The 20,074-nt window shown below is 59.1% G+C and carries 19 protein-coding genes; 4 read left to right on the top strand and 15 right to left on the bottom strand.

Features of this window, described 5'->3' with window-relative positions; genetic code table 11:
• Positions 1-14 precede the first annotated feature (14 nt).
• The 4 genes from ACTG20_RS06620 to ACTG20_RS06605 form a co-directional block, all read right to left on the bottom strand.
• Positions 15-482, bottom strand: coding sequence for a threonine/serine exporter family protein (locus ACTG20_RS06620; RefSeq protein ID WP_026035076.1), 468 nt, complete (start codon positions 480-482; stop codon positions 15-17).
• Entirely contained in the window at positions 479-604 is a 126-nt protein-coding gene (locus ACTG20_RS06615) for a hypothetical protein (protein ID WP_005335209.1), read from the bottom strand. The genes ACTG20_RS06620 and ACTG20_RS06615 overlap by 4 nt, the downstream gene beginning before the upstream one ends.
• The gene (locus tag ACTG20_RS06610; protein ID WP_005348133.1) at positions 601-1,398 is read right to left on the bottom strand and encodes a threonine/serine exporter family protein; all 798 of its coding nucleotides are present in this window, start codon (positions 1,396-1,398) and stop codon (positions 601-603) included. Before ACTG20_RS06610 ends, ACTG20_RS06615 begins: the two co-directional genes overlap by 4 nt.
• A gap of 235 nt (positions 1,399-1,633) precedes the next feature.
• Positions 1,634-1,969, bottom strand: a complete 336-nt coding sequence (locus ACTG20_RS06605) for a DUF3135 domain-containing protein (RefSeq protein ID WP_194495506.1) — start codon at positions 1,967-1,969, stop codon at positions 1,634-1,636.
• 394 nt (positions 1,970-2,363) lie between these two features.
• Between ACTG20_RS06605 and mog the strand changes: the two genes are divergently transcribed.
• The gene (mog, locus tag ACTG20_RS06600; RefSeq protein ID WP_194495507.1) at positions 2,364-2,894 is read left to right on the top strand and encodes a molybdopterin adenylyltransferase; all 531 of its coding nucleotides are present in this window, start codon (positions 2,364-2,366) and stop codon (positions 2,892-2,894) included.
• A gap of 83 nt (positions 2,895-2,977) precedes the next feature.
• On the opposite strand, the gene ACTG20_RS06595 is transcribed toward mog, so the two are convergent.
• The 6 genes from ACTG20_RS06595 to trmB form a co-directional block, all read right to left on the bottom strand.
• On the bottom strand, positions 2,978-3,379 hold the full coding sequence (locus ACTG20_RS06595; RefSeq protein WP_184233382.1) for a DUF2541 family protein: 402 nt from the start codon (positions 3,377-3,379) through the stop codon (positions 2,978-2,980).
• A gap of 167 nt (positions 3,380-3,546) precedes the next feature.
• Positions 3,547-3,756, bottom strand: a complete 210-nt coding sequence (locus ACTG20_RS06590; RefSeq protein WP_005335219.1) for a YgdI/YgdR family lipoprotein — start codon at positions 3,754-3,756, stop codon at positions 3,547-3,549.
• A gap of 201 nt (positions 3,757-3,957) precedes the next feature.
• A complete protein-coding gene (locus ACTG20_RS06585) occupies positions 3,958-5,253 on the bottom strand; it encodes a sulfurtransferase (protein ID WP_058057126.1) in 1,296 nt (431 codons plus the stop codon).
• 29 nt (positions 5,254-5,282) lie between these two features.
• Positions 5,283-6,203, bottom strand: coding sequence for a glutaminase B (glsB, locus tag ACTG20_RS06580; RefSeq protein WP_005348151.1), 921 nt, complete (start codon positions 6,201-6,203; stop codon positions 5,283-5,285).
• A 122-nt stretch (positions 6,204-6,325) separates the two neighbouring features.
• On the bottom strand, positions 6,326-6,658 hold the full coding sequence (locus tag ACTG20_RS06575) for a YggL family protein (protein WP_005348158.1): 333 nt from the start codon (positions 6,656-6,658) through the stop codon (positions 6,326-6,328).
• Between the two features lie 48 nt (positions 6,659-6,706).
• Positions 6,707-7,420: a tRNA (guanosine(46)-N7)-methyltransferase TrmB gene (gene trmB, locus ACTG20_RS06570; protein WP_005335228.1), complete on the bottom strand. Its 714-nt coding sequence runs from the start codon at positions 7,418-7,420 to the stop codon at positions 6,707-6,709.
• 349 nt (positions 7,421-7,769) lie between these two features.
• Here trmB and ACTG20_RS06565 point away from each other — a divergent pair, with 349 nt between their 5' ends.
• Positions 7,770-8,951, top strand: a complete 1,182-nt coding sequence (locus tag ACTG20_RS06565) for an aminotransferase-like domain-containing protein (protein ID WP_194495508.1) — start codon at positions 7,770-7,772, stop codon at positions 8,949-8,951.
• Between the two features lie 74 nt (positions 8,952-9,025).
• Here the strand turns inward: ACTG20_RS06565 and ACTG20_RS06560 are convergent, their stop codons facing one another.
• The gene (locus ACTG20_RS06560) at positions 9,026-10,555 is read right to left on the bottom strand and encodes an EAL domain-containing protein (protein WP_194495509.1); all 1,530 of its coding nucleotides are present in this window, start codon (positions 10,553-10,555) and stop codon (positions 9,026-9,028) included.
• 252 nt (positions 10,556-10,807) lie between these two features.
• Here ACTG20_RS06560 and ACTG20_RS06555 point away from each other — a divergent pair, with 252 nt between their 5' ends.
• Complete coding sequence (locus ACTG20_RS06555) at positions 10,808-11,713, top strand: TIGR01777 family oxidoreductase (protein ID WP_139409014.1); 906 nt, start codon at positions 10,808-10,810, stop codon at positions 11,711-11,713.
• Between the two features lie 127 nt (positions 11,714-11,840).
• Here the strand turns inward: ACTG20_RS06555 and ACTG20_RS06550 are convergent, their stop codons facing one another.
• Together ACTG20_RS06550 and ACTG20_RS06545 are read right to left on the bottom strand one after the other, a co-directional pair.
• Positions 11,841-14,288: an ABC transporter permease gene (locus ACTG20_RS06550; protein ID WP_194495510.1), complete on the bottom strand. Its 2,448-nt coding sequence runs from the start codon at positions 14,286-14,288 to the stop codon at positions 11,841-11,843.
• A 36-nt stretch (positions 14,289-14,324) separates the two neighbouring features.
• Positions 14,325-15,020 (bottom strand): ABC transporter ATP-binding protein, encoded by a 696-nt coding sequence (locus ACTG20_RS06545; protein WP_005354178.1) that lies wholly within the window; start codon positions 15,018-15,020, stop codon positions 14,325-14,327.
• Positions 15,021-15,076: 56 nt separating this feature from the next.
• On the opposite strand from ACTG20_RS06545, the gene ACTG20_RS06540 reads away from it, so the two are divergent.
• Positions 15,077-15,688: an arylesterase gene (locus ACTG20_RS06540; RefSeq protein WP_005335237.1), complete on the top strand. Its 612-nt coding sequence runs from the start codon at positions 15,077-15,079 to the stop codon at positions 15,686-15,688.
• A 182-nt stretch (positions 15,689-15,870) separates the two neighbouring features.
• Here the strand turns inward: ACTG20_RS06540 and ACTG20_RS06535 are convergent, their stop codons facing one another.
• Positions 15,871-16,815, bottom strand: a complete 945-nt coding sequence (locus ACTG20_RS06535) for a chemotaxis protein CheV (RefSeq protein ID WP_194495511.1) — start codon at positions 16,813-16,815, stop codon at positions 15,871-15,873.
• A gap of 139 nt (positions 16,816-16,954) precedes the next feature.
• Positions 16,955-19,984, bottom strand: coding sequence for a glycosyl hydrolase family 18 protein (locus tag ACTG20_RS06530; protein ID WP_439987518.1), 3,030 nt, complete (start codon positions 19,982-19,984; stop codon positions 16,955-16,957).
• Between the last annotated feature and the right edge of the window lie 90 nt (positions 19,985-20,074).

Here is a 20,074-nt window from a genome sequence, read left to right as displayed (position 1 = left end):
CCTCTCACCATCTGTCAGATTATGGGGCGGTTACGGTACACGACCAGAGAGGGGATCGCCAAACCGAAACTGAGGGCACCGACGATAAAGAGCGCCTTGAGGCCGTTCTCCACCGCACTCTGGATCAACTCCATGGTCACGCCGTTGATGTTGAGCTCTACCACCGCAATCATGGTCTTGAACGCATAACTGCCCGGGATCATCGGAATGATGGAAGCAACGCTGAACACCGGACGCGGCGCCAGCAGACGGCGAGACCAGTAGACGCAGACAAAGCCGACCGTGGTCGCCGCCGCCAGCGTCGCCCACTCGATGGGCATACCATAGTGGATCAGCAAGGTACGCAGGCTGTGGGCCAGCGCGCCCCCCATGGCGCAATACTTCAGCATCCGTGGCGGCACGTTGAACAGCATGGCAAACCCCACCGCCGGAATGGAGGACCAGAAGGCATCCTTGGCCAGTAGCCAGAGCAAATCCATCATACTTTCCACCCCCAGATCCCCGTGACCGACATGGCGAGAATGATGCCGGTATTGATCCGTGCGCTGATGGTGAGCAGGGCAACCCCGTTCCCGCTGGCCGATACAGAGTCGACAGCCTTCATACCTTCCACCCCCAGATCCCGGTGACCGACATGGCCAAAATGATACCTATGGCGGCGCTGATGGTCAGCAGGGTCGCAGTCCCCCAGCGGGCCAAGCCCATGTTGAAGTAGCCCTTCACCATGTCGGAGACCGCATTGATCAGCGGAAAGCCCGGCACCAGCAGCAGCACGCTGGCCGCCATGGCGAGATAAGGCTGGTCACCCCAGTTAAAGAAGGTGGCGCTGGAGGAGAGCAAGGTGGCAATAAAGCCGGTGGCGGCAAAGTTGATGAGCGGGCTGTGGTGATGGCGGGCCATCAGCTGGCGCACCCGCATCGCCACGGCAGATGAGAAGCAGGTCACCAGGAAGATGGGCCAGTCACCGCCAAACAGCAGGCTAAAGGCACCACAGGAGAGCCCCACCATGGGGACCACCAACCAGGGGTGATAGTGAAAGGGGACGATGGCCTCGAGGCGCTGGCGCACTTCACGGGCACCGATCAGCTCTTTTTCCGCCATGATGCAGATCCGCTGGATCTCGCACACCACCTGCATATTGATGCCATGTTCGCGCACCCGCCGGGTAGTGGTGACGCAACCCCCCTGATAGAGACTGGTGAGCACGATGGCACTGGAAGAGATGGCCATTTCGACACTCTCCAGCCCCAGCGCCATCCCCAACCGCACCGTGGTCTGCTCGATGATCCGGCTCTCCGCCCCGAACTGGGCCAACATCTGACCCACCTTGACGATAATGCGGGTGATCTCTGTCTGTTGCTCCCGCGACAACACCCGTCTTGGTGTGATACTTCTCATAATCCCTTCGAGTCGTAGCAATAAAAATTTCGGCCATATTAGCCTAACTTTTACTGTTATTCATCCACCCCTATCACAACCTGACTAATTAGTTATTACAAGAAAGAGAAAAGAGATTACATCACAAATACATTACGACTAACATTAAAAACCATAACAATCAGGTCGCCAGCAATTCCCTTTATTATGGCCTCACCGATTTGGCTGAAATATCAACCAAGGGGGTTATTGCAGATTATTTACGACGTCGATAGTCCGCCAGACGGATTATTTTACCACTGCCATCGCTTTCAGGCGGAGGGTCCCCCTCTTCCCTGAACTGGCTCATTTCGCTGCGCATCAAATAAAAAGATTCCCGCATCATGTTGGTAATCCGGATACAGCTATCAAGATTGTTTTTCGCCAGACGGCGCTGACCATCAATCTTGAACTGCAACCCGCGCAGACGGCGCTGCTGATCGGGGCTCGCTCGGGCCATCAACTGGTCGATCTGCTGCTCCAGAATCGCATCCAGCTGGGAGGGCTCACTCGCAGCCAACTCCTTCAGGGTGTCAAAATCAGGCAACTCCATATGCCCTCCTTGGCGACTATTGCTGGCAACACACTGCGGTACCACACCATCACGTCCCAGCCATATAAATCTGTATATACGACGCGACTAAAAAGGGTTCAATCCATCCACTGGCGACTAAACCGAACAATGGTCACTACGAGGGTGTCTATCTATTTTAATTGTGTTTGGAAACAAGCGATTGTTTTTAATTCAGGCGAGATAAAACACTTATACATTTTAGGTTGTGATTTTCTGTTTTTTATTGCAAATAAAAATCCGGGTGGCCTTATTTTTGCTTCATTCGACACTTTATTCTTCCCTCACCGACCCGCGTCATCTCCTGACGGTTTAACATATCTCACTGATTATGTTATTTTAATTGCCACTTTTATCGGACATTCAAGAGCAGACCATGAGCAAGGCAAAAATCGGTATCGTCACCGTCAGCGATCGCGCCAGCGCGGGCATCTATGAAGACCTCTCCGGCAAGGCCATCATCGACACCCTGAACGCCTATCTGACCTCGGAGTGGGAACCTGTCTATCAGGTGATCCCCGATGAGCAGGAGCAGATTGAAGCGACCCTGATCCGGCTGGCGGATGAGAAGCAGTGTTGTCTCATCGTCACCACAGGCGGCACCGGTCCGGCCAAGCGGGATGTCACGCCGGAAGCGACCGAGGCGGTATGTGATCGCATGATGCCGGGCTTTGGCGAGCTGATGCGGGCCGAATCCCTCAAATTTGTGCCGACTGCCATTCTGTCGCGCCAGACTGCCGGACTGCGCGACGATACCCTGATCGTCAATCTGCCGGGCAAACCCAAATCAATCCGCGAATGTCTGGATGCCGTCTTCCCCGCCATCCCCTACTGTATCGATTTGATGGAAGGGCCGTATCTCGAGTGCGATGAAACCGTCATCAAGCCATTTCGGCCGAAAAAATAGCGAACCCGACCATAAAAAATAATGGCGAGCCACGGCTCGCCATTATTTTCAATTCATCTGTTTGCGCAGACAAACCGCATCACTTATTTGCGGCCGAATACTTTTACGCCCGCTTTGCTGCGCTCTGAATTACCGTAAACTTCGATTTTTTTCACACAACGGCGCGAGCCCAGTGATTTCCACTCGGTCTCTTTATCACTGCTCATTTCCCGATCGAAACGAATGGTCTTGGTACGATCACCACCATAGGTCACCACCACCCGATCCAGGGTCAAATCACGCTCCGCCTTCACCTTGATATATTTGGTCTGACGGCAAATCACCAAAGGAATTGTCGCACCATGATCACCGGCTCCCAGCAATATAGTCCGCCCCAGCGTGAACTGATCGTCACCGGCATGGCTGGCTGACGCCACCACCAGCAAGGCACCACCCAGCAAGCTGCGTGCAGAAAAACGGGAATTCCAGATAGACATCAAGGACATAACACCTCCAATAAAAAATGGAGTGTGATGATAAGGGTTAAACCATAACGGAAGCTGTATCAAAGCTGAATTTGCTGCGAATGTGCGGGGATCAACAGAGAAAACAGCGCGACTTTTCGGCAAAAAGAGAAGAGCCGCAGATAGCGGCCCTTGCAGCAAGAGAGCGCTTAGCGCTCCATGATTTGGGTCACGTCATCTTTCTTGATCATGACCTCGCGCCCTTCATGATCGTAATAGCGATACATGCCGGTGCTCTCGTCCAGCTTGGGCTTGCTCTCTGTGGTGATCATCTTGCCATCCTTGGTGCTCATGATGTATTGGGAGCTGCATGCCACCAGCCCCAGGGCGCACACCAGGATCATCATCAGTTTTTTCATTGCGGCCTCTTCTGCGATCATCCTCACCACGAGGATGTTTCTTGAAGCCTAGTTCAATCGCACGGCACGGGATGGCGCGATGAGCAAAGCGGGATCGCCGTCAATAATCAGCGACTTAGCCTCGCTATCTGGCCGGGTGGCGAGCGCAATGAAAAAGGCCGGACATCTGTCCGGCCTCTTCTTTTCAGCGCAAGAGCGCAATCATGACTTGGCAGGCTGACGCTCACCGGTCACGGTCGGGTTCTTGGGATCGGAACTCCACTCGTACCAACCGCCGTCGTAGACGCTGATCTGTTTCCAGTCCATCAGCCAGGCGTAGAAGAAAGCCTCGGAGGCCCGCCAGCCGGTACCGCAGTAGAACGCAGCCTGCTGAGTTGGCTCGATGTTCCACTGCTCCCACATGGCGAGGATCTCGCGGGCCGGCTTCATGGTGCCGTCCGGGTTGTGGAAATCGCTCATGCTGTTGGCATCAACGCCACCATGACCCCACTTGGCCCCCGGGATATCGCCCTTCGGCTTGATGTAGCTGTAACCTGAGGTGTTGCCGACAAACTCGTCCCAGGTACGCACGCTGACCAGTGCGCTATCGGGCTTCTTGAGCAGCTCTTTCGCCTGACTTAGCGTGGTGTAGTACTCGGGGTGAGCGGGAATGGCCACGCCAAACTCCTTCACCGGCTCATACTTGTTGGGCAGACCGGTTTCGGTACGCAGGTGCTGGATAAACCAAGCATCCAGACCACCGTCCAGCAGGCGCACATCTTCCACCCCCGCATACATCATCAGGTGCGCGGCACGGGCAGCCGCCATGGTGTTGCGACCATAGAGGATAACGGTGGTGTCGTGACGGATGCCGTTATCCAGCAGCAGCTTCTTGAGCGCTTCGTCAGAGACCTTGTTCCACAGCGGCTCCTCTTCGAGGCTGTTGGTATCGATATAACCGGCCCCCGGGATGTGGCTGATGAGGTAGGCCTTGGGTGAACCCCAATCCACTTCAAACAGCTTCCAGTCACCCTTGGGCGCTGCGGCGACCGGCTTGCCCTCTTGCAGATCCGCCAACCAGCGCGGATAGACCAGCTGCTGCCAGCGTGCCAGCGACTCGCGCGGTGCAGCTTGCCACCCTTGCAGCTCGAACAGCTGCTTGATCCCCTGCTTGCGCAGCAGACGGGCCACCTCAGCCACTTCGCGGGACGCGCCGTAGAGGGCAACCGGACGATCGGCCTTCAGCCCCTTGATCTCGAGCGCCTTTGGCCACTCTTCATCGCTGTATTTCCACTCGGCAGAGAGGTTCTCGGCGCCCGCCACATGACCGCCCTGCTTCTCCCCTTCCATCGGCCACCCCTGATAGAAGTAGCTGGCGCGGGTATCCAGGATGACAGCCTGTTTGGCCTTGGCATCGGCCAGCGAGAGCGGTGGCAACTCCCCTGCCACGGCGGGCAGGGCACACCAGAGCAGTAAGGTCGCCAGCGCGGCCTGCAGGAAGCGAAGATGTCGTTTCATGGTGATTTCTCGATTCATAGTGAACAAGGTTAAAAAATGGAGCGACCCAGCCGCTCGGCCAGCAGCTCCAGCGCCGCCGTGCCCGCCAGCGAGTTGCCGGCTTTGTTGAGCTCGGGCGACCAGACACAGACGCAGAGCTCGCCCGGGATCAGGGCGATGATACCGCCGCCGACGCCCGATTTGCCCGGCATGCCGACACGATAGGCAAAATCGCCCGCCTCATCATAGAGACCGCAGGTGGCGAGCAGGGCGTTGACCTGTTTGGTGGTGCGGGCGGGCAGCAGCGGCACGCTCTCGCCCAGTGGCACACCACGGTTGGCCAGATAGATGAATGCCCGCGCCAGATCGACGCAGCTCATGCGAATGGCACAGGCATTGAAGTAGCTTTGCAGCACCTTGTCCACTTCGTTTTCGAAGTTGCCATAGGCCTTCATCAGATAGGCGATGGCGGCGTTGCGGGCAGAGTGCTGATATTCGGAGCGGGCGACCACCTGATCCGCCATGATGGCCGGATTGCCGGAAAGGCGGCGCACCAGCTCGAGGGTACGCTGACGGGGCGCAGTGAGGCGGGTCTCCAGCAGATCGCTCACTACCAGCGCTCCGGCATTGATAAAGGGGTTGCGGGGGATCCCCTGCTCGAACTCGAGCTGTACCAGCGAGTTGAAGGGCTGGCCGGAGGGCTCCTTGCCCACCCGGGCCCAGATCTCCTCCTCCTGATAGAGAGTGAGTGCCAGGGTCAGGCTCAGGGCCTTGGAGATACTCTGGATGGAGAAGGGTTCAAAAGCGTCACCGGCGGTGAACAGCTCACCCTCGACGGTACAGACTGCGATACCAAGCCGATCGGCCGGTACCTGAGCCAGTGCCGGAATGTAGTCGGCCACCTTGCCTTGTCCCAGCAACGGGCGCACCTCTTCAAGGATGCTGGCCAGTAATTCGGATGACAACACCATAAGCAATAAGCGATTCCATGACTAAAACAGCGGTGGAGATCCCATCCCCACTGACAAAAATCCCGCCAGCGGCGGGATTTTTCAGTTACCCACAACAAGGCGCCAGATGCGGCAGCCTTGTATCAGGCCGGTTCACCGTACCAGAGGTCGAACAGCTCGGTAACGACCACGGCTTCCATCCCCTTGCCTTCCAGCCAGGATTTGACGGCAGCGCGGTCTTCTTCGGTACACTTGCCCAGTTGCTGGGTGCAGATCATCCCTTCCCAGGCCAGGTGACCGGAGCCGGCAAACGCCAGTTTACGGGGTTCAACAACCTCATCGATCATCGCATCGACTACCGCATCGATGGTCTCTTCGGCAGTGCCGACCGGGAAGTTGAAACTGATGTCGAAACCCATTTCCTGGAATTCATCGACGCGCAGTTTCTTGCGCAGGCGGCGGCTACGATTGGCCATGATAGCTCCTCAAGTTAGTTGATACGCTAGGTGTGTTGACGTGCCAGCTTAGCTGACACGCTTGAAAATCAGATCCCAAACCCCGTGGCCGAGACGGTGGCCACGTTGTTCAAATTTGGTCAGCGGACGCCAGTCAGGACGCGGCACCCAGTTACCGGTGGCAGAGGTATTCTCGTAACCCTCGGCGGCGCTCATCACTTCCAGCATATGCTCGGCATAGTTTTCCCAGTCGGTCGCCATGTGGAACACGCCACCGATGGCCAGCTTCTGGCGAATATCCTGGGCAAATGCAGGCTGTACGATGCGGCGCTTGTGGTGACGGCTCTTGTGCCAGGGATCCGGGAAGAAGAGCTGCAGGCAGGAGAGTGAACCGTTCGGGATCATGTGCTCCAGCACCTCGACCGCATCGTGGCAGATCACTTTCAGATTGGTGACGCCCGCTTCCTGAGCGGTACCCAGACAGGCGCCCACGCCCGGGGAGTGCACTTCAATGCCGATGAAGTTCTTCTCGGGGGCATTCTTGGCCATCTCCACCAGAGAGGCGCCCATGCCAAAGCCGATCTCCAGCACCACAGGAGCCTCGCGACCAAACAGTGCGACCAGATCGAGCTGCTTTGGCTCGAAATCGATGCCCATGACCGGCCAGAGCTCTTCCAGGGCCTTCTCCTGCCCTTTGGTCAGGCGGCCTTCGCGACGGACAAAGCTGCGGATCTTGCGCATGAACTTGCCGTCTTCGTTAAATACATCTTGGGTCACAGGCATAATGGTCTCGTTATTTCATCAATCCGGGTAATACATCTTGTGTCCGATCCCGAGCGGGACCGCTCGCGGCTCGGCATTTCATCAACCCGCGAAAACAGGGGAGCGAATTATCCCAAGATAGGCCCAAGGCGCAAGTGTTTCGCGCAACAAATATTCCGGCCATCCACTTCCCTGCTCCCTCACTGGCATCACCACACCGACTAACCGTCCAATATAATCCGCAGTAGAGTCGTTCCAGCCCTTTTTTGGCGATTTTTGTGACAATCATTGCCTCATTTCTGAAATCTGATACAAACGGATAACCTGGCGGTCGAATGGAGCGACCGCCCACATGCCGAGAGAATTGTCTATGCAGCCGTTTTTTGCCCAGCGCTTCGAGAAGGTTGAACCTTCCTTTATCCGTGAAATCCTCAAAGTTGCCGCCAATCCGGAGATCATCTCCTTCGCCGGTGGCCTGCCCAATCCCCACCTGTTTCCGGTCAAGGCGATCGATCAGGCCTGTCAGGATGTGCTGCGCGAGCAAGGGGCTGCCGCCCTGCAATATGCGGCGACCGAGGGCTTCGCCCCGCTGCGCCAATGTATTGCCGACCGCTATCTGGCCCGCCACGGCATGCAGATCAATCCGGACAACATCCTCATCACCAGCGGCTCCCAGCAGGCGCTGGATCTGCTGGGCAAGGTGCTGATCGACGAGGGTCAGGATCTCATCATCGAAGAGCCGGGTTACCTTGGCGCCATTCAGGCCTTTTCTGTCTACCAGCCCACCTTCAAGCCGATCACCCTTGAAGAAGAGGGGCTGGACCTGGCGGCGCTGGATGCGCTGCTGGCAAGCGGCTCCAATGCCAAGCTGCTCTACGGCGTGCCCAACTTCCAGAACCCGAGCGGTGTCTCCTACAGTCGTGCCAACCGCGAGGCACTGGCGGAGCGGCTGATCAGCCACGAGCTGTTGATGGTGGAAGATGATCCCTACGGCGAGCTGCGCTTCGAGGGCGAGCATCTGCCCCCCATTGCCAAGCTGGCGCCAAACAATACCGTGCTGCTCGGCTCATTCTCGAAAACCGTGGTGCCCGCCTTCCGGCTGGGCTGGATGGTAATGCCGGACTGGCTGCGCAAGAAGGTGACCATCGCCAAGCAGGCGACCGATCTGCACAGCAACGCCTTCAGCCAGCAGGTGCTGCACCGCTTCCTGACCGACAACTCCCTCGACGCTCACTTGGAGAAGATCAAGGAGGTCTATGGTCGCCAGCGTGCCGCCATGGAGGCCGCGCTGGCCCGTCACTGCCCGCCCGGCGTCAGCTACACCCGACCGGAAGGGGGCATGTTCCTCTGGCTGACCCTGCCAGCCCACATCAGTGCCATGGCGCTGTTTGACGAGGCGATCAAGGAGAAGGTGGCTTTCGTGCCCGGCGCCCCCTTCTACGTGCGCCCCGAGATCAAGAACACCCTGCGCCTGAGCTTCTCCTGCGTCGATGAAGCGACCATCGAGGAGGGGGTCAAACGCTTGGCCCGCGCCCTCCAGCGCATGCTCTGATCGCCCAAGCCAAACCGTACCAACAAAAAACCAGCGAGTGATCGCTGGTTTTTTTATGCTCCCCATTCAACCGTTCAGCCAAACAAGGTCTTGCAAAACTGCTTCATCGGGATGGGGCGGCTGTAACGATACCCTTGCAGATAGTCAACGTGGCGCGCCCGCAGGTAGTCCGCCTGCGACTGCTTCTCGACCCCCTCCGCGATCAGGATCAATTCAAGTCGCTTCGCCAGATCAATCACGTTTTCAACGATATGGCTGGAGAGTGCATCTGTGCCGATCATCTCCACAAAGCTCCGGTCAATCTTGAGTGCATCGACCTGAAACTGTTGCAGATAGGTGAGACTGGAGTGACCGGTGCCAAAATCATCGATAGAGATCAACACGCCCAGTTTACGCAATTCGGCAAACATCTGAGCGGTTGTCTCATCAGCTACCAGCAGTTCACGCTCAGTCAGCTCCAGCCCCAAATCAACGGGATTGTCTTTAAATGCGTCAAGAAACGCCTTGCAGTCAGCCAACAGGTCAAGGTCCTGAAAGTGCTTGGCGCTGATATTGAAGCAAAAATGGAACTTTGCCGGCAACTTGCGGGCATAAGGGGAGAAGTGATCGCGCACCTGCGCCATCAACAGGCTGGTCATGGGCACGATCAGCCCGCTATCTTCCGCCAGCGGAATAAAGCGATCCGGCGAGATCATCCCCTGCTTGGGATGCTGCCAGCGCATCAGCACCTCACAGCCACGCCACTGCTCATCCTCACCGGAGACCACCGGCTGCAGATAGGGGATAAACTCCTCTTCGATCAACGCCCGCTTGAGCTCTTCCGCTGGTGAGCTGCTACGCCCCATCAGCCTGAAGGTGCCGAATCCAATCAGCAGCGCCAGCAGCGGAGAGAGGAACAAGGTATATCTGGAGTAGCGCCATGCGTGGCTCCAGTAGTCATGTACCGTGACCCGGGTGACGACCTGATAGGGGAAACCGGCCGAAGCGAGGGCAATATAACCCTCTTCTGTCGGAGAGGGCGCCGCCCCGACCTGGCCTGAACCAAACAGAGCCCTCTGCCCCACCACCAGAGCCATCGGGGAGTTCTTGCTGGAGATCTCCAGGGTATTGCGCAGGTAGTAGCCATCTACACCGATCAGCACACTCCCCTTGTCCGTTTCATGACGCAGCACGATCAAGGGGCGATCCGGTGTGACCTCATTGCCAGGCAGCAATTGCAGCCTGCCATCCACATAACTGTCAGGATTGAAGGGGCCATCGTAGTCACCATAGAGCGAGGTGCAGTAGATGTGGCTGCCGACAGCCAGATTGGCGGAACGGACATCAGGCACCGTGGCAACCTGTTCGCGCAGCAGTTGTGCCGCCTCCTTGCAGGAGTGACCAAGCATCCCCTCCACATTGATGGCCGCCTGCCGGGCATGGCCGATGGAGCGATCAAACATCATACGGGCATGCTGCAACCGTGAATCGGCATCACGCTCTATCTCCGTCACCGTCTGCCAGATAACGGCAACAACCCCCAGCAGCAGGATCCCGCCCCCCATCAGCAGCGCCAACAGAATCCTCGAGTAAAGCTGGCGAAGTTTCAAACGACGAAATGGCATAGCGGCCTCTTTGATGCTCGGATGATGGGTGACAGCCTCGTTGGACAGGCGAAAAGGGTCGCCATAATAGCGATTGTTCAACAAATGTCCACCCAACAAAAATCAATCAATTCAAACTATTGTTCAACAATATGTCGTAAGAAGAGGATAGAGTTAACAAACGTAAAACAGAAAACTCCCGAAGCACGTCTCACTTGTTGAAGGGAAGCCACACCATTAAAGTTGAGCAAACGGCAGCAGGAGCATGCAGCGATGAAGATTCTTATTACCGGAGGGACCGGCTTTATCGGCCGCAAGCTGGTTGCCCATCTCAAGGTCAATCACGAGGTCTTGGTATTGAGCAGGCAGGGGAGCCGCGCTTACTCCCTGCTCGGCCATGATATCAAGGTATTGGATAACCTCGACCGGCTTGATGACCTCAATGACGTGGGCGCAGTGATCAATCTGGCCGGTGAACCCATCGCCGCCGGACGCTGGAGCGAGTCGCGCAAACAGCTGCTCTGCGATAGCCGCTGGCTGTTGACCGAGCAGCTGGTGGATCTCATCAAGCTATCCAGCACGCCGCCCAAGGTGCTGATCAATGCCTCCGCTATCGGCTGGTATGGCAGACAGGGCACCGAAACCCTCGACGAGCAGTGCCGCTCTCCCAACGACGAGTTTACCCACCAGCTCTGCCAGCAGTGGGAGACCCTGGCGCAAGAGGCCCAGAGCCGCCAAACCCGGGTCTGTATCGTGCGGATCGGGCTGGTGCTTGGCATGGATGGCGGCGCCCTGCCCAAAATGCTCCCCCCCTACCGACTCGGACTCGGCGGCCCCATGGGATCAGGCAGCCAGATGATGAGCTGGATCCATGTGCAGGATCTGGTGCGTGCCATGCTGTTCTTGCTGGAGCACGAGGAGTGCAGCGGCATCTTCAACGGAACAGCCCCTCATCCGGTCAGTAACCGGGAGTTCAGCCAGACCCTGGCTGCGACGCTACACCGTCCGCACCTCTTCTTCGTCCCGGCGCCGCTGCTGCAACTGGTGATGGGGGAGGCGGCAGACCTGCTGCTGACCGGACAAAAGGTGATACCAACAAGGCTGCAACAGGCCGGTTTTCACTTCAGCTATCCCGAGCTGCCGAGCGCCCTCACCAATCTGCTGCGTGAGCCCCGCTAACTCACACCCGCTCGCTGCGTCCACTCGTCAGCACCTCATATAGCAAGCAGCTCGGCCAATGGCCGGGCTGCTTGTTTATTGTGGCTGCGCTATTGCGCCTTGTGTGCATCGGCTCACGTTGGCGGTATTACAACAGTCCCTGACCCAGCCCCCGCAGCCGATCGCTCAGGGTGCCAGCCAGCAGCTGACGCTGCATCCCCTGCCCCGCCAGCGTCACCAGCAGCGCCCCCAGCGTCGGCAGGCCGAGCCAGATGGCCCAGTGGAACTGCCACTGCCCCTCGAACCACCACCACTGCAGGCCAAAGGAGCAGAGCTCCACCACCATGGCGGCACAGAGCCCCGCCAGCGCACCACTGGCCACCAGCTCCCAGCGCAGCATCTTTTTCAGTAGTTCACTGCTGGCGCCCAAGGTACGCATCAGCAACAGCTCGCGCCGACGCTGGGCCATGCTGGCCTGGGTCTGGGTCAGGAGCACCAGCAGCGCGGCCACTGTCACCAGCCCCAACATCAGCGCCAGCGCCCGGCTCACCTGCTCCGATACCTGAGTGAGCCGCGCAATCAGGTCATCCACATCGATAAGACTCACCGTGGGGTGACGGCGGATCAACTCCACCTCGGCAGAGCGCCCCGCCTCGGGCAGCCGGTAGCTGCCAAGCCAGGTTCGGGAGAAGGGTGCCAGCAGATCCTCGGAGAAGATCATGTAGAAGTTGGGGCGCATGTTGTCCCACTTGATGCTGCGCAAACTGGTGACCCTGGCGCCGAAGCTGCGCCCCTCGATGGTAAAGGCGAGCATGTCCCCCAGCTTGATATCGAGCCGCTTGGCCAGCTCACTATCCACCGACACCTCGCCGGGGCCAGCGAGCCATTTCCCGGCCACCAGCTTGTTGTCTATTGGCAGGGTTGCCGTGGTAGTGAAGTTGAGCTCCCGATCGACCCCTTCACGACCACTGCTGGCACCCTCGCCCACCGCCTCACCGGCGATATGGGTCAGCCGGCCGCGCACCATGGGGTAGAAGTCGGAGGTGGTGGCCCCGGCCGCCGCCAGTTCGCTCAGGATCCCCTCCCGCTCGTTCTCGGCCACATTGACCAGAAAACGGTTGGGCGCATCGACGGGAAGACGAGCCGAAAACTCATCCAGCAGATCGACCCGGGCCGCCCAGAGCAAGCCAAAGAGCATCAGCGCCAGCGCAAAGCCCGCCAGCTGAAACAGGCCGCTGCTGCGCTCGCGCGACAGGTGGGCCAGCGCCAGCCGCAAGGCATGAGGCCCGCTCACTCTTGCCCCCAGCCGCAACATCAGTGCCGCCAGCAGGGCCAGCAGCCCCATCAGCAAGCCCATGCCACCCACCAGACCCAGCGCCAACCGCACATCGGCAGTAAAGCCCCAGACCAGCGCAAACAGCCCGAGCAGGCCGACCGGCAGAGCCAGCCAGGGGGGAATCCCCGCCTCCAGCTCCCGGCGCAATACCCGCAGCGGCGGCACCTTCAGCAGCCGCAAGAAGGGCACAAAAGCGAGCAGCAGAGTGATAAAGAGCGCCACAGCCACCCCCAGGGCAAAGGGGCGCCAGGAGGGGGGCGGCAGATCCGGCGGCAGCAGGTCCCCCAGCAGCTGCAAGGTGATCCACTGCATGGCTGTGCCCGCCACCAGCCCCAGCAGCGCACCGATCAGCGTCAGCGACAGCAGCAAGGTTCCCATCAGTTGCCAGAGCGAGCGACGTGATGCCCCCAGGGTCTTGAGCAGCGCCACCATATTGGTCTGGCGCTCGGCAAAGTGGCGCACCGCAATCCCCATCGCCAACGCCCCCAGCAACACCCCGCTTAGCGAGGCAAGCCGGAAGAAACGCTCGGCATTGGCCAGCGAGCGGCCCACTTGGGATTCGCTGTCATCCGGTTTGATCCACTTCTGTCCGGCCTGTAGTTGTGGCAGCAGCCATTGCTCGTAACGGGCCAGCGATTCCCGCTGCCCCTTGAACAGATAGCGCCACTGCTGGCGGCTGCCGGGGAGCAGGGCACCGGTCGCCTCGATATCGGCACTGTGGATCAGCGCCCGCGGCGCCAGCAGGAAGGGGCTGAAGCCCTGATCCGGCTCCTCGCCAAGCAGGCCTGCCACCTTGAGCACCGTATTGCCCACCTCCAGCTCATCCCCCGTTTTGGCCTTAAGCAGCTGCATCACCCGGGCGGAGAGCCAGATCTCGCCGGGAACAGGGGCACGGGCAGGTTCCAGAGTGAGTTTGCCATAGAAGGGAAAACCATCGGGCACCGCCCGAATAGAGGCAAGCTGCAACGCATCACCGTGAAACAGCATGCTGTTGAAGCTGACGGTGGTCTGCACCGCCAAGCCATCCTGTTTCGCTCGTTCCAGCCAACCATCCGGCAGAGCAGCGGCAGTACGCAGCACCCGATCCGCTCCGATAAAGTCGCGGCCCGACGCCTTGAGTCCGGCATCGAGCCGATCCGCCACCAATGCCACACTCAAGACACACGCCACGCTCAGGGCCAGCGCCAGCACAAACCAGCGCAGCTCGCCGCTGAAACCTTCCCGGCGCAGCAGTCGCCATCCCAATCGCCACTGCATCATCCCTTGCATCTCCCGCCTGACCCGCAGCTCACCCCGTTACACCACATCATGGGCCACCTCGCGCTCCAGTCTGCCCGCCGTCATGACCACTTGCCGCTGGCAGCGTTCGGCCAGCTGATGATCATGGGTTACCACCACTAGCGTGGTGCCGTGCTTGCGATTGAGTTCAAACAGCAGCTCGATCACCTTCTCGCCGGTCTTGCTGTCGAGGTTGCCGGTCGGCTCGTCCGCCAGCAGCAGACTGGGGCGGGTCATAAAGGCACGAGCGATGGCCACCCGCTGCTGCTCACCGCCTGAGAGCCGTGGCGGCAGATGATGCAACCGCTCGCCAAGCCCGACCGCGGCCAGCAGCTCGCGGGCTCTTGGTTCGCAATCCCGCTCCCCGCGCAGCTCGGCGGGCAGCATCACATTCTCCAGCGCCGTCATGGTCGGGAGCAGCAGGAACGACTGGAACACAAAGCCGATCTGCTCGGCGCGCAATCGGGCCCGCCCCTCCTCATCCAGCTCGCCAAGGGATTTGCCGAGGATCTCGATATCTCCCTGACTCGGCAGATCGAGCCCGGCCAGCAGCCCCAGCAGGGTGGACTTGCCGGAGCCGGAGGCGCCGACCAGTGCCACCGTCTCGCCGCTATTGACTTGCAGATCGATCCCTTCAAGGATGGTGAGGCTTTCCTGGCCGAGGCGAACCGATTTGCCGAGGCCCTTGACGACAATAATGGGGGTTGAACTCATGCTCTGTATCCTTTGTTCCAATCCCTTGATGACAATCCATAGCGGGAGTTGAATTGATGGTGCGTATTCTGTTTGCCTTGTTTGTTGGCCTCGGCAGCCTGCTCTCGTCGGCTCAGGCCCAGACCCTGCTGGTGCTGGGAGACAGCCTGAGCGCCGGCTATCAAATGCAGGTTGAGCAGAGCTGGCCTGCCCTGCTCAACCAGAAATGGCAGGAGGAGGGGGGCAAACACACCCTGCTCAATGCCAGCATCAGCGGTGAAACGACACAAGGGGCGCTGGCCCGTCTGCCCGCTCTGCTGAAGGAGCACAAGCCGGACTGGCTGCTGATCGAACTGGGGGGCAACGATGGCCTGCGTGGCTTCGCACCGACCATTACCCGCCAAAATCTGGCCAGCATGATCGCGCTCGCCAAGGAGCAGCAGACCCGTGTGGTGTTGACCCAAATCCAGCTGCCCCGCAACTACGGTGCCCGCTATCTGCGCCAGTTCGAACAGATCTTTCCCGAGTTGGCCCAGGCTAACGATCTGCCCCTGCTGCCCTTCTTTATGGATGATATTGCGCTGCGCCCTGAACTTATGATGAACGATGGCATTCATCCCACCCCGGCGGCCCAGCCCCAAATCCGCGATAAAGTCGCCCGCTTTATGGAGCCGCTGCTCAGCCAATAAGCCCGCCGTCTATCACCAATATTCCATAACAAAATATCCCGCCGAACTTGGATGTTTTGAATGGTCGACGATCTCTGCGTGGCACCTTGATTCAACCAATTCATCGCCAATACCCAATAACAACACATCCCGCCGAAGCGGGATGTGTTGTTATTGATTTAGCATAACCGGCAGGCAACTTCTCAGCTTTCCAGCACCTGACGCAGCCGCTCCTGGGCCACGCCGACCAGCAAGTCGGGCTGGAATTTGGAGATAAAGCGGTCGCACCCCACCTTCTTGACCATGGCTTCGTTGAAGTTGCCGCTCAGGGAGGTGTTGAGGGTGATAAAGAGATCGGACATACGCGGATCGCTGCGCACCTCGTGGGTCAGGCGGTAGCCATCCATCTCCGGCATTTCGGCATCAGTGATCATCAGCAGGATCTCGTCGGTCACCTTCTTGCCTGCATCGCACCACCCCTTGAGCAGGGTCAGCGCCTGCAAACCATCCTGACACTCGATCACCTCAAGCCCAAGCTGGCCCAGGGTCTCGCGCACCAGATTGCGGGCGGTGCTGGAATCATCGACGATCAGCACCTTGCGTCCATGCATCTCGGGCAGGATCTCCCGATCCAGCACCTCTTCGGAGATGCGGATGTCATAGGTGATGATCTCCGCCAGCACCTTCTCCACATCGATGATCTCGACGATCTGCTCCACTCCATCTTCGGGAATGCGGGTGATGGCAGTGAGGTAGTTGGCGCGCCCGGCGGAGCGCGGCGGCGGCAGGATATCCTTCCAGGTCATGTTGACGATATTGGCCACCTGCCCCACCAGAAAGCCCTGAATGGTACGGTTGTACTCGGTGATGATGAGGTTGGATTCATTGTCGATGGGCATGGGACGCATGCCGATGGCGCTACGCAGGTTGATCACCGGGATCGAGGTACCGCGGATATTGGCTACCCCGCTGATATTGTGATGGGAGCCCGGCATCTTGCTCAGATGGGGCAACTTGACCACTTCCCGTACCTTGAAGACGTTGATGGCGAACATCTGACGGGTGCCGAGACGAAACATCAACAACTCGAGGCGGTTTTCACCCACCAGTTGAGTTCGTTGATCAACGGAATCCAATATACTCGCCATACGCTGATATCCATCTGATTATTAATCGACTCTATTATAGAGGCTGCCCGCCAGGAAAGGCAGGCGCATTTTCAACCAGAGCGACCAACCAGACAAAAAAAGTGAGGCCGAAGCCTCACTTATCTCATTGATTTTAAAATCAATAGCTACAGACAGACTTCCAGCTGCCATCGGTTGCCTTGGGCTCGCTGCTGGTCCACCAGTTCGCCTGCCACACTACCTTGTTATGGGTGATGCGATCGCCGCCATTGGCATGATCCCCCTGTGGCCAGCTCGGATAGGCCTTGTAGGCTGCCGGATTGACGTTCTGGCTGCTGCAACTGGTGCCCGGATTCTCACCGCCACCCGAGCCCAGCATGGCCTCCGGCAGGGTCGGGAACTCGGCCTTGAGACCAATGGTCTGGCTGCCGCTGATGATGCGCATACCGCTCGGCACGCCAGCGGCGGGCAGGTAGTAGGTCATGGCGACTTCAATCTCGGCCCCCGGTGCCAGGGTCTGCCAGCCCGGCAGGTTCATGGCGACCTTGTGGAAGTCCTTCTCATTGGCAATGCCTTCCGAATTGTCGTTACCACCGCTCTCCACCACTTTCAGGCCCATGCCACTCTGATCCGTGATGGTGTCAGAGGTGGAAGTGGGCACCAGAAACTCGATGCGCGCGCCGCCCGGAATGGTCTGGGTCGACTTGTTGATCAGCTTGAGTTTCGGGTTGATCGGGTAGTTGGAGTCCCCTTCCTTGAAGCCGGAGAGGCTGACCTGGATATCGAGCTGGGCGCTCGGCGCGGCCAGATCGTTTTGCTTGGTGTTGTACGGAGTTGCCTTGGCAAACTTCTCATAAGCCAGGGTGGTCAGGGTACTGCCCATGCCGTACTCGTTCTTGGCCGGATCGAAGGCGTAATCACCCGCCATCTCCCAGAACATCACGCCACCCAGACCGCGCTTGATGATGTAGTCGAGCTTGTGGCCCATGGACTCTTCATCTTCGGTTGAGAGGAACACCTTCTTCTCTTCATTCCACAACCAGGGCGCGTGGGCCTTGTCATCGTAGTAACGTACATACTTGCCTTGCATCACGTGAGCCGGATTGTTGGGATCCAGACCCCAGGCCGTGCCGTAGCTGGGCAGAGTCGTGATGCCGAGGCTGGCCGCATTCTCCAGGTTCTTGGCATGCCACATGGGCACGGCGCCACCGCCGATCTCTTTGCCGTTCTTGTCGAGATCATGCCAGATGTTGTCGATGCCGACCGCCCCGTTGCCGCACGGAATGGTGCTGCCACCTGTGCCCGGCTGGCACTCGTTCTGGCTCGGCAGGGCTGCCTTGCCACCCAACCCATGACTGCCACCGCTCACCCCCTGCCAACCGCGGGTGTAATAGGGCACACCGACGTTGATCTTGCCAGCCGCCAGCGCACCGCGGAAGTAGTGGGCAGACCAGGCGGCGTTGAGGTAACCGATACCGCCAAACTGGGCCTGGGTATAGACGCCCCAATGGGAGAGCTCGGGGTCGGCATTGTTGTCGAACAGGGCAGCGTTGTGACCGACAAAGTGGTTCCAGGCACCGTGGAAGTCATAGGTCATCAGGTTGACGTAATCGAGGTACTGGGTGACCTGGAAGTTCTCCATCCCGCGCAGCAGATAAGCAGAAGCCGGTGAGGCGATGGTCAGCATATACTTGCGGCCATCTTCGTTACCGGCGTTGTCGAGCCGCGCCCGCAAGGTCTTCATCAGCACCTCGTAATTGGCAAACAGCTTGGCCCGGCACTGGTTGGAGAGCGGGAAGTCGTTGGGATTGCCCGCATCCTTCATCGAGGTGGGGTATTCGTAGTCGATATCGACCCCGTCAAAACCGTACTGGCGGATAAAACTCACCGCCGAGTCAGCCAGGATGTTGATACCGGCAGTATTGACCGAGCAGTCACCCTTGGTAGTGGCGGTGTAGAAGCCGCGGGTATCGGCCCAGCCGCCGACCGAGATGAGGGTCTTCACGTCCGGATACTGCTTCTTGTACTTCGACAGCAGGTTGAAGTGGCCCTTGTAGGCGAATTCAGGATCCATCTCGGCACCCGGCACGCCATCCCAGGTCATCTTGGTCGCCGAGTCATCCACCTTGATGGTGTGGCTCTGCTCATCCACCGCCGCGAAGGCGTAGTTGATGTGGGTGATCTTGTTCCATGGAATATCGCTCACCAGATAGGCGGGCAGGCCGTTCTTGCCGGTGCGCCAGGATGTGAAGTAGCCGATGACCCGGCGGGCATGGTCATCCCCCATGCACTCGTAACCATCCGGACGATAGATCTGGCGAATGTCGCAAGAGAGGTTGCCACCGGTGGGCGGCAGCGCGGCCTCCTCGACATTGACGGTCACCGCCGCCGACTCGCCGCTCAGGTTGGTCTTGTCAGTGGCCACCAGCTTGAGGGCGGCACTCCCTTTGGCATCCGGCGTCCAGTTCACCTGCCAGGGGGCAGTGGTATCTTCGCCCACCTTCTTGCCGTCGACATAGAGTTCGACTTTGGCCACATCGTTGTTGGCATCTGTGACGTTGCCGCTCACCGCCACACTGCGACCCAGGGTCACCTTGGCTCCATTGGCCGGGCTGCTGATGCTCGCCTTGGGCGCCTCTGGCGCCACCACGGCGGCGACGTTGAAGCTCGAATCCGCCTCGCTCAGCACTTTGCCATCTTTATCCAGCGCGCGAGCTTTGAGGGTATGGCCTCCCACTCCGGCGGCGCTCCAGCTGGCACTCCAGGGCGAGGCGCTCGCCGTGGCGACCAGCTTGCCGTCGACAAGATATTCCACCTTGGCCAAGGCCGTTACCGGGCCACTCAGGGTCACTGCCAGCGCCACGCTGGCTCCTTCGTTGAAGCTGGAACCGGCAGCCGGTGAGCTGACTGCCACACCGAGTGCAGGAGGAGGCACCTCGCCACCATAGGGCTTCCAGGCATCGGCCCAGACTACACCTACCCCCGGCTCATAGTGATAGGGGGATGCCCCGCACCAGCCTGAATAGGGAAATTCTTTGCACTCGTAGAGGGCACCGACGTTGCTGACGATATCGCCAGCCTTGTAGGCAGTACCGGATTTATAGGCGGGATAAGCGGCCTGAGCCCAGGCGGGCGCAGCCGCAAGGGCGACCAGCATGGCAAGCCTGCTGGGTCTGAAGAGCTGTTGCATATTGTTATCTTCCTTGTTTTGTCTTGGCATTGGTCACCAAGGCAAAGAACAATCGCAACCTGCATGATGGGCGCAGACAACTGGCAATGG

Origin of the sequence: Aeromonas sp. 84A (genome assembly GCF_051919345.1) — a bacterium.
Classification (GTDB): Bacteria; Pseudomonadota; Gammaproteobacteria; order Enterobacterales; family Aeromonadaceae; genus Aeromonas; species Aeromonas veronii.
This window is presented reverse-complemented; position numbering and strand designations above follow the sequence as displayed.

What these genes read in the sequence shown, in the direction of transcription:
- ACTG20_RS06560 (WP_194495509.1), bottom strand. Translation starts at nt 10,555, where the DNA reads ATGCCATTTCGTCGTTTGAAACTTCGCCAGCTTTACTCGAGGATTCTG.
- ACTG20_RS06540 (WP_005335237.1), top strand. Translation starts at nt 15,077, where the DNA reads ATGGTGCGTATTCTGTTTGCCTTGTTTGTTGGCCTCGGCAGCCTGCTC.
- ACTG20_RS06595 (WP_184233382.1), bottom strand. Translation starts at nt 3,379, where the DNA reads ATGTCCTTGATGTCTATCTGGAATTCCCGTTTTTCTGCACGCAGCTTG.
- ACTG20_RS06555 (WP_139409014.1), top strand. Translation starts at nt 10,808, where the DNA reads ATGAAGATTCTTATTACCGGAGGGACCGGCTTTATCGGCCGCAAGCTG.
- ACTG20_RS06530 (WP_439987518.1), bottom strand. Translation starts at nt 19,984, where the DNA reads ATGCAACAGCTCTTCAGACCCAGCAGGCTTGCCATGCTGGTCGCCCTT.
- ACTG20_RS06565 (WP_194495508.1), top strand. Translation starts at nt 7,770, where the DNA reads ATGCAGCCGTTTTTTGCCCAGCGCTTCGAGAAGGTTGAACCTTCCTTT.
- ACTG20_RS06605 (WP_194495506.1), bottom strand. Translation starts at nt 1,969, where the DNA reads ATGGAGTTGCCTGATTTTGACACCCTGAAGGAGTTGGCTGCGAGTGAG.
- ACTG20_RS06610 (WP_005348133.1), bottom strand. Translation starts at nt 1,398, where the DNA reads ATGAGAAGTATCACACCAAGACGGGTGTTGTCGCGGGAGCAACAGACA.
- ACTG20_RS06550 (WP_194495510.1), bottom strand. Translation starts at nt 14,288, where the DNA reads ATGATGCAGTGGCGATTGGGATGGCGACTGCTGCGCCGGGAAGGTTTC.
- trmB (WP_005335228.1), bottom strand. Translation starts at nt 7,420, where the DNA reads ATGCCTGTGACCCAAGATGTATTTAACGAAGACGGCAAGTTCATGCGC.
- mog (WP_194495507.1), top strand. Translation starts at nt 2,364, where the DNA reads ATGAGCAAGGCAAAAATCGGTATCGTCACCGTCAGCGATCGCGCCAGC.
- ACTG20_RS06545 (WP_005354178.1), bottom strand. Translation starts at nt 15,020, where the DNA reads ATGAGTTCAACCCCCATTATTGTCGTCAAGGGCCTCGGCAAATCGGTT.
- ACTG20_RS06585 (WP_058057126.1), bottom strand. Translation starts at nt 5,253, where the DNA reads ATGAAACGACATCTTCGCTTCCTGCAGGCCGCGCTGGCGACCTTACTG.
- ACTG20_RS06615 (WP_005335209.1), bottom strand. Translation starts at nt 604, where the DNA reads ATGAAGGCTGTCGACTCTGTATCGGCCAGCGGGAACGGGGTTGCCCTG.
- ACTG20_RS06575 (WP_005348158.1), bottom strand. Translation starts at nt 6,658, where the DNA reads ATGGCCAATCGTAGCCGCCGCCTGCGCAAGAAACTGCGCGTCGATGAA.
- ACTG20_RS06535 (WP_194495511.1), bottom strand. Translation starts at nt 16,815, where the DNA reads ATGGCGAGTATATTGGATTCCGTTGATCAACGAACTCAACTGGTGGGT.
- ACTG20_RS06620 (WP_026035076.1), bottom strand. Translation starts at nt 482, where the DNA reads ATGATGGATTTGCTCTGGCTACTGGCCAAGGATGCCTTCTGGTCCTCC.
- ACTG20_RS06590 (WP_005335219.1), bottom strand. Translation starts at nt 3,756, where the DNA reads ATGAAAAAACTGATGATGATCCTGGTGTGCGCCCTGGGGCTGGTGGCA.
- glsB (WP_005348151.1), bottom strand. Translation starts at nt 6,203, where the DNA reads ATGGTGTTGTCATCCGAATTACTGGCCAGCATCCTTGAAGAGGTGCGC.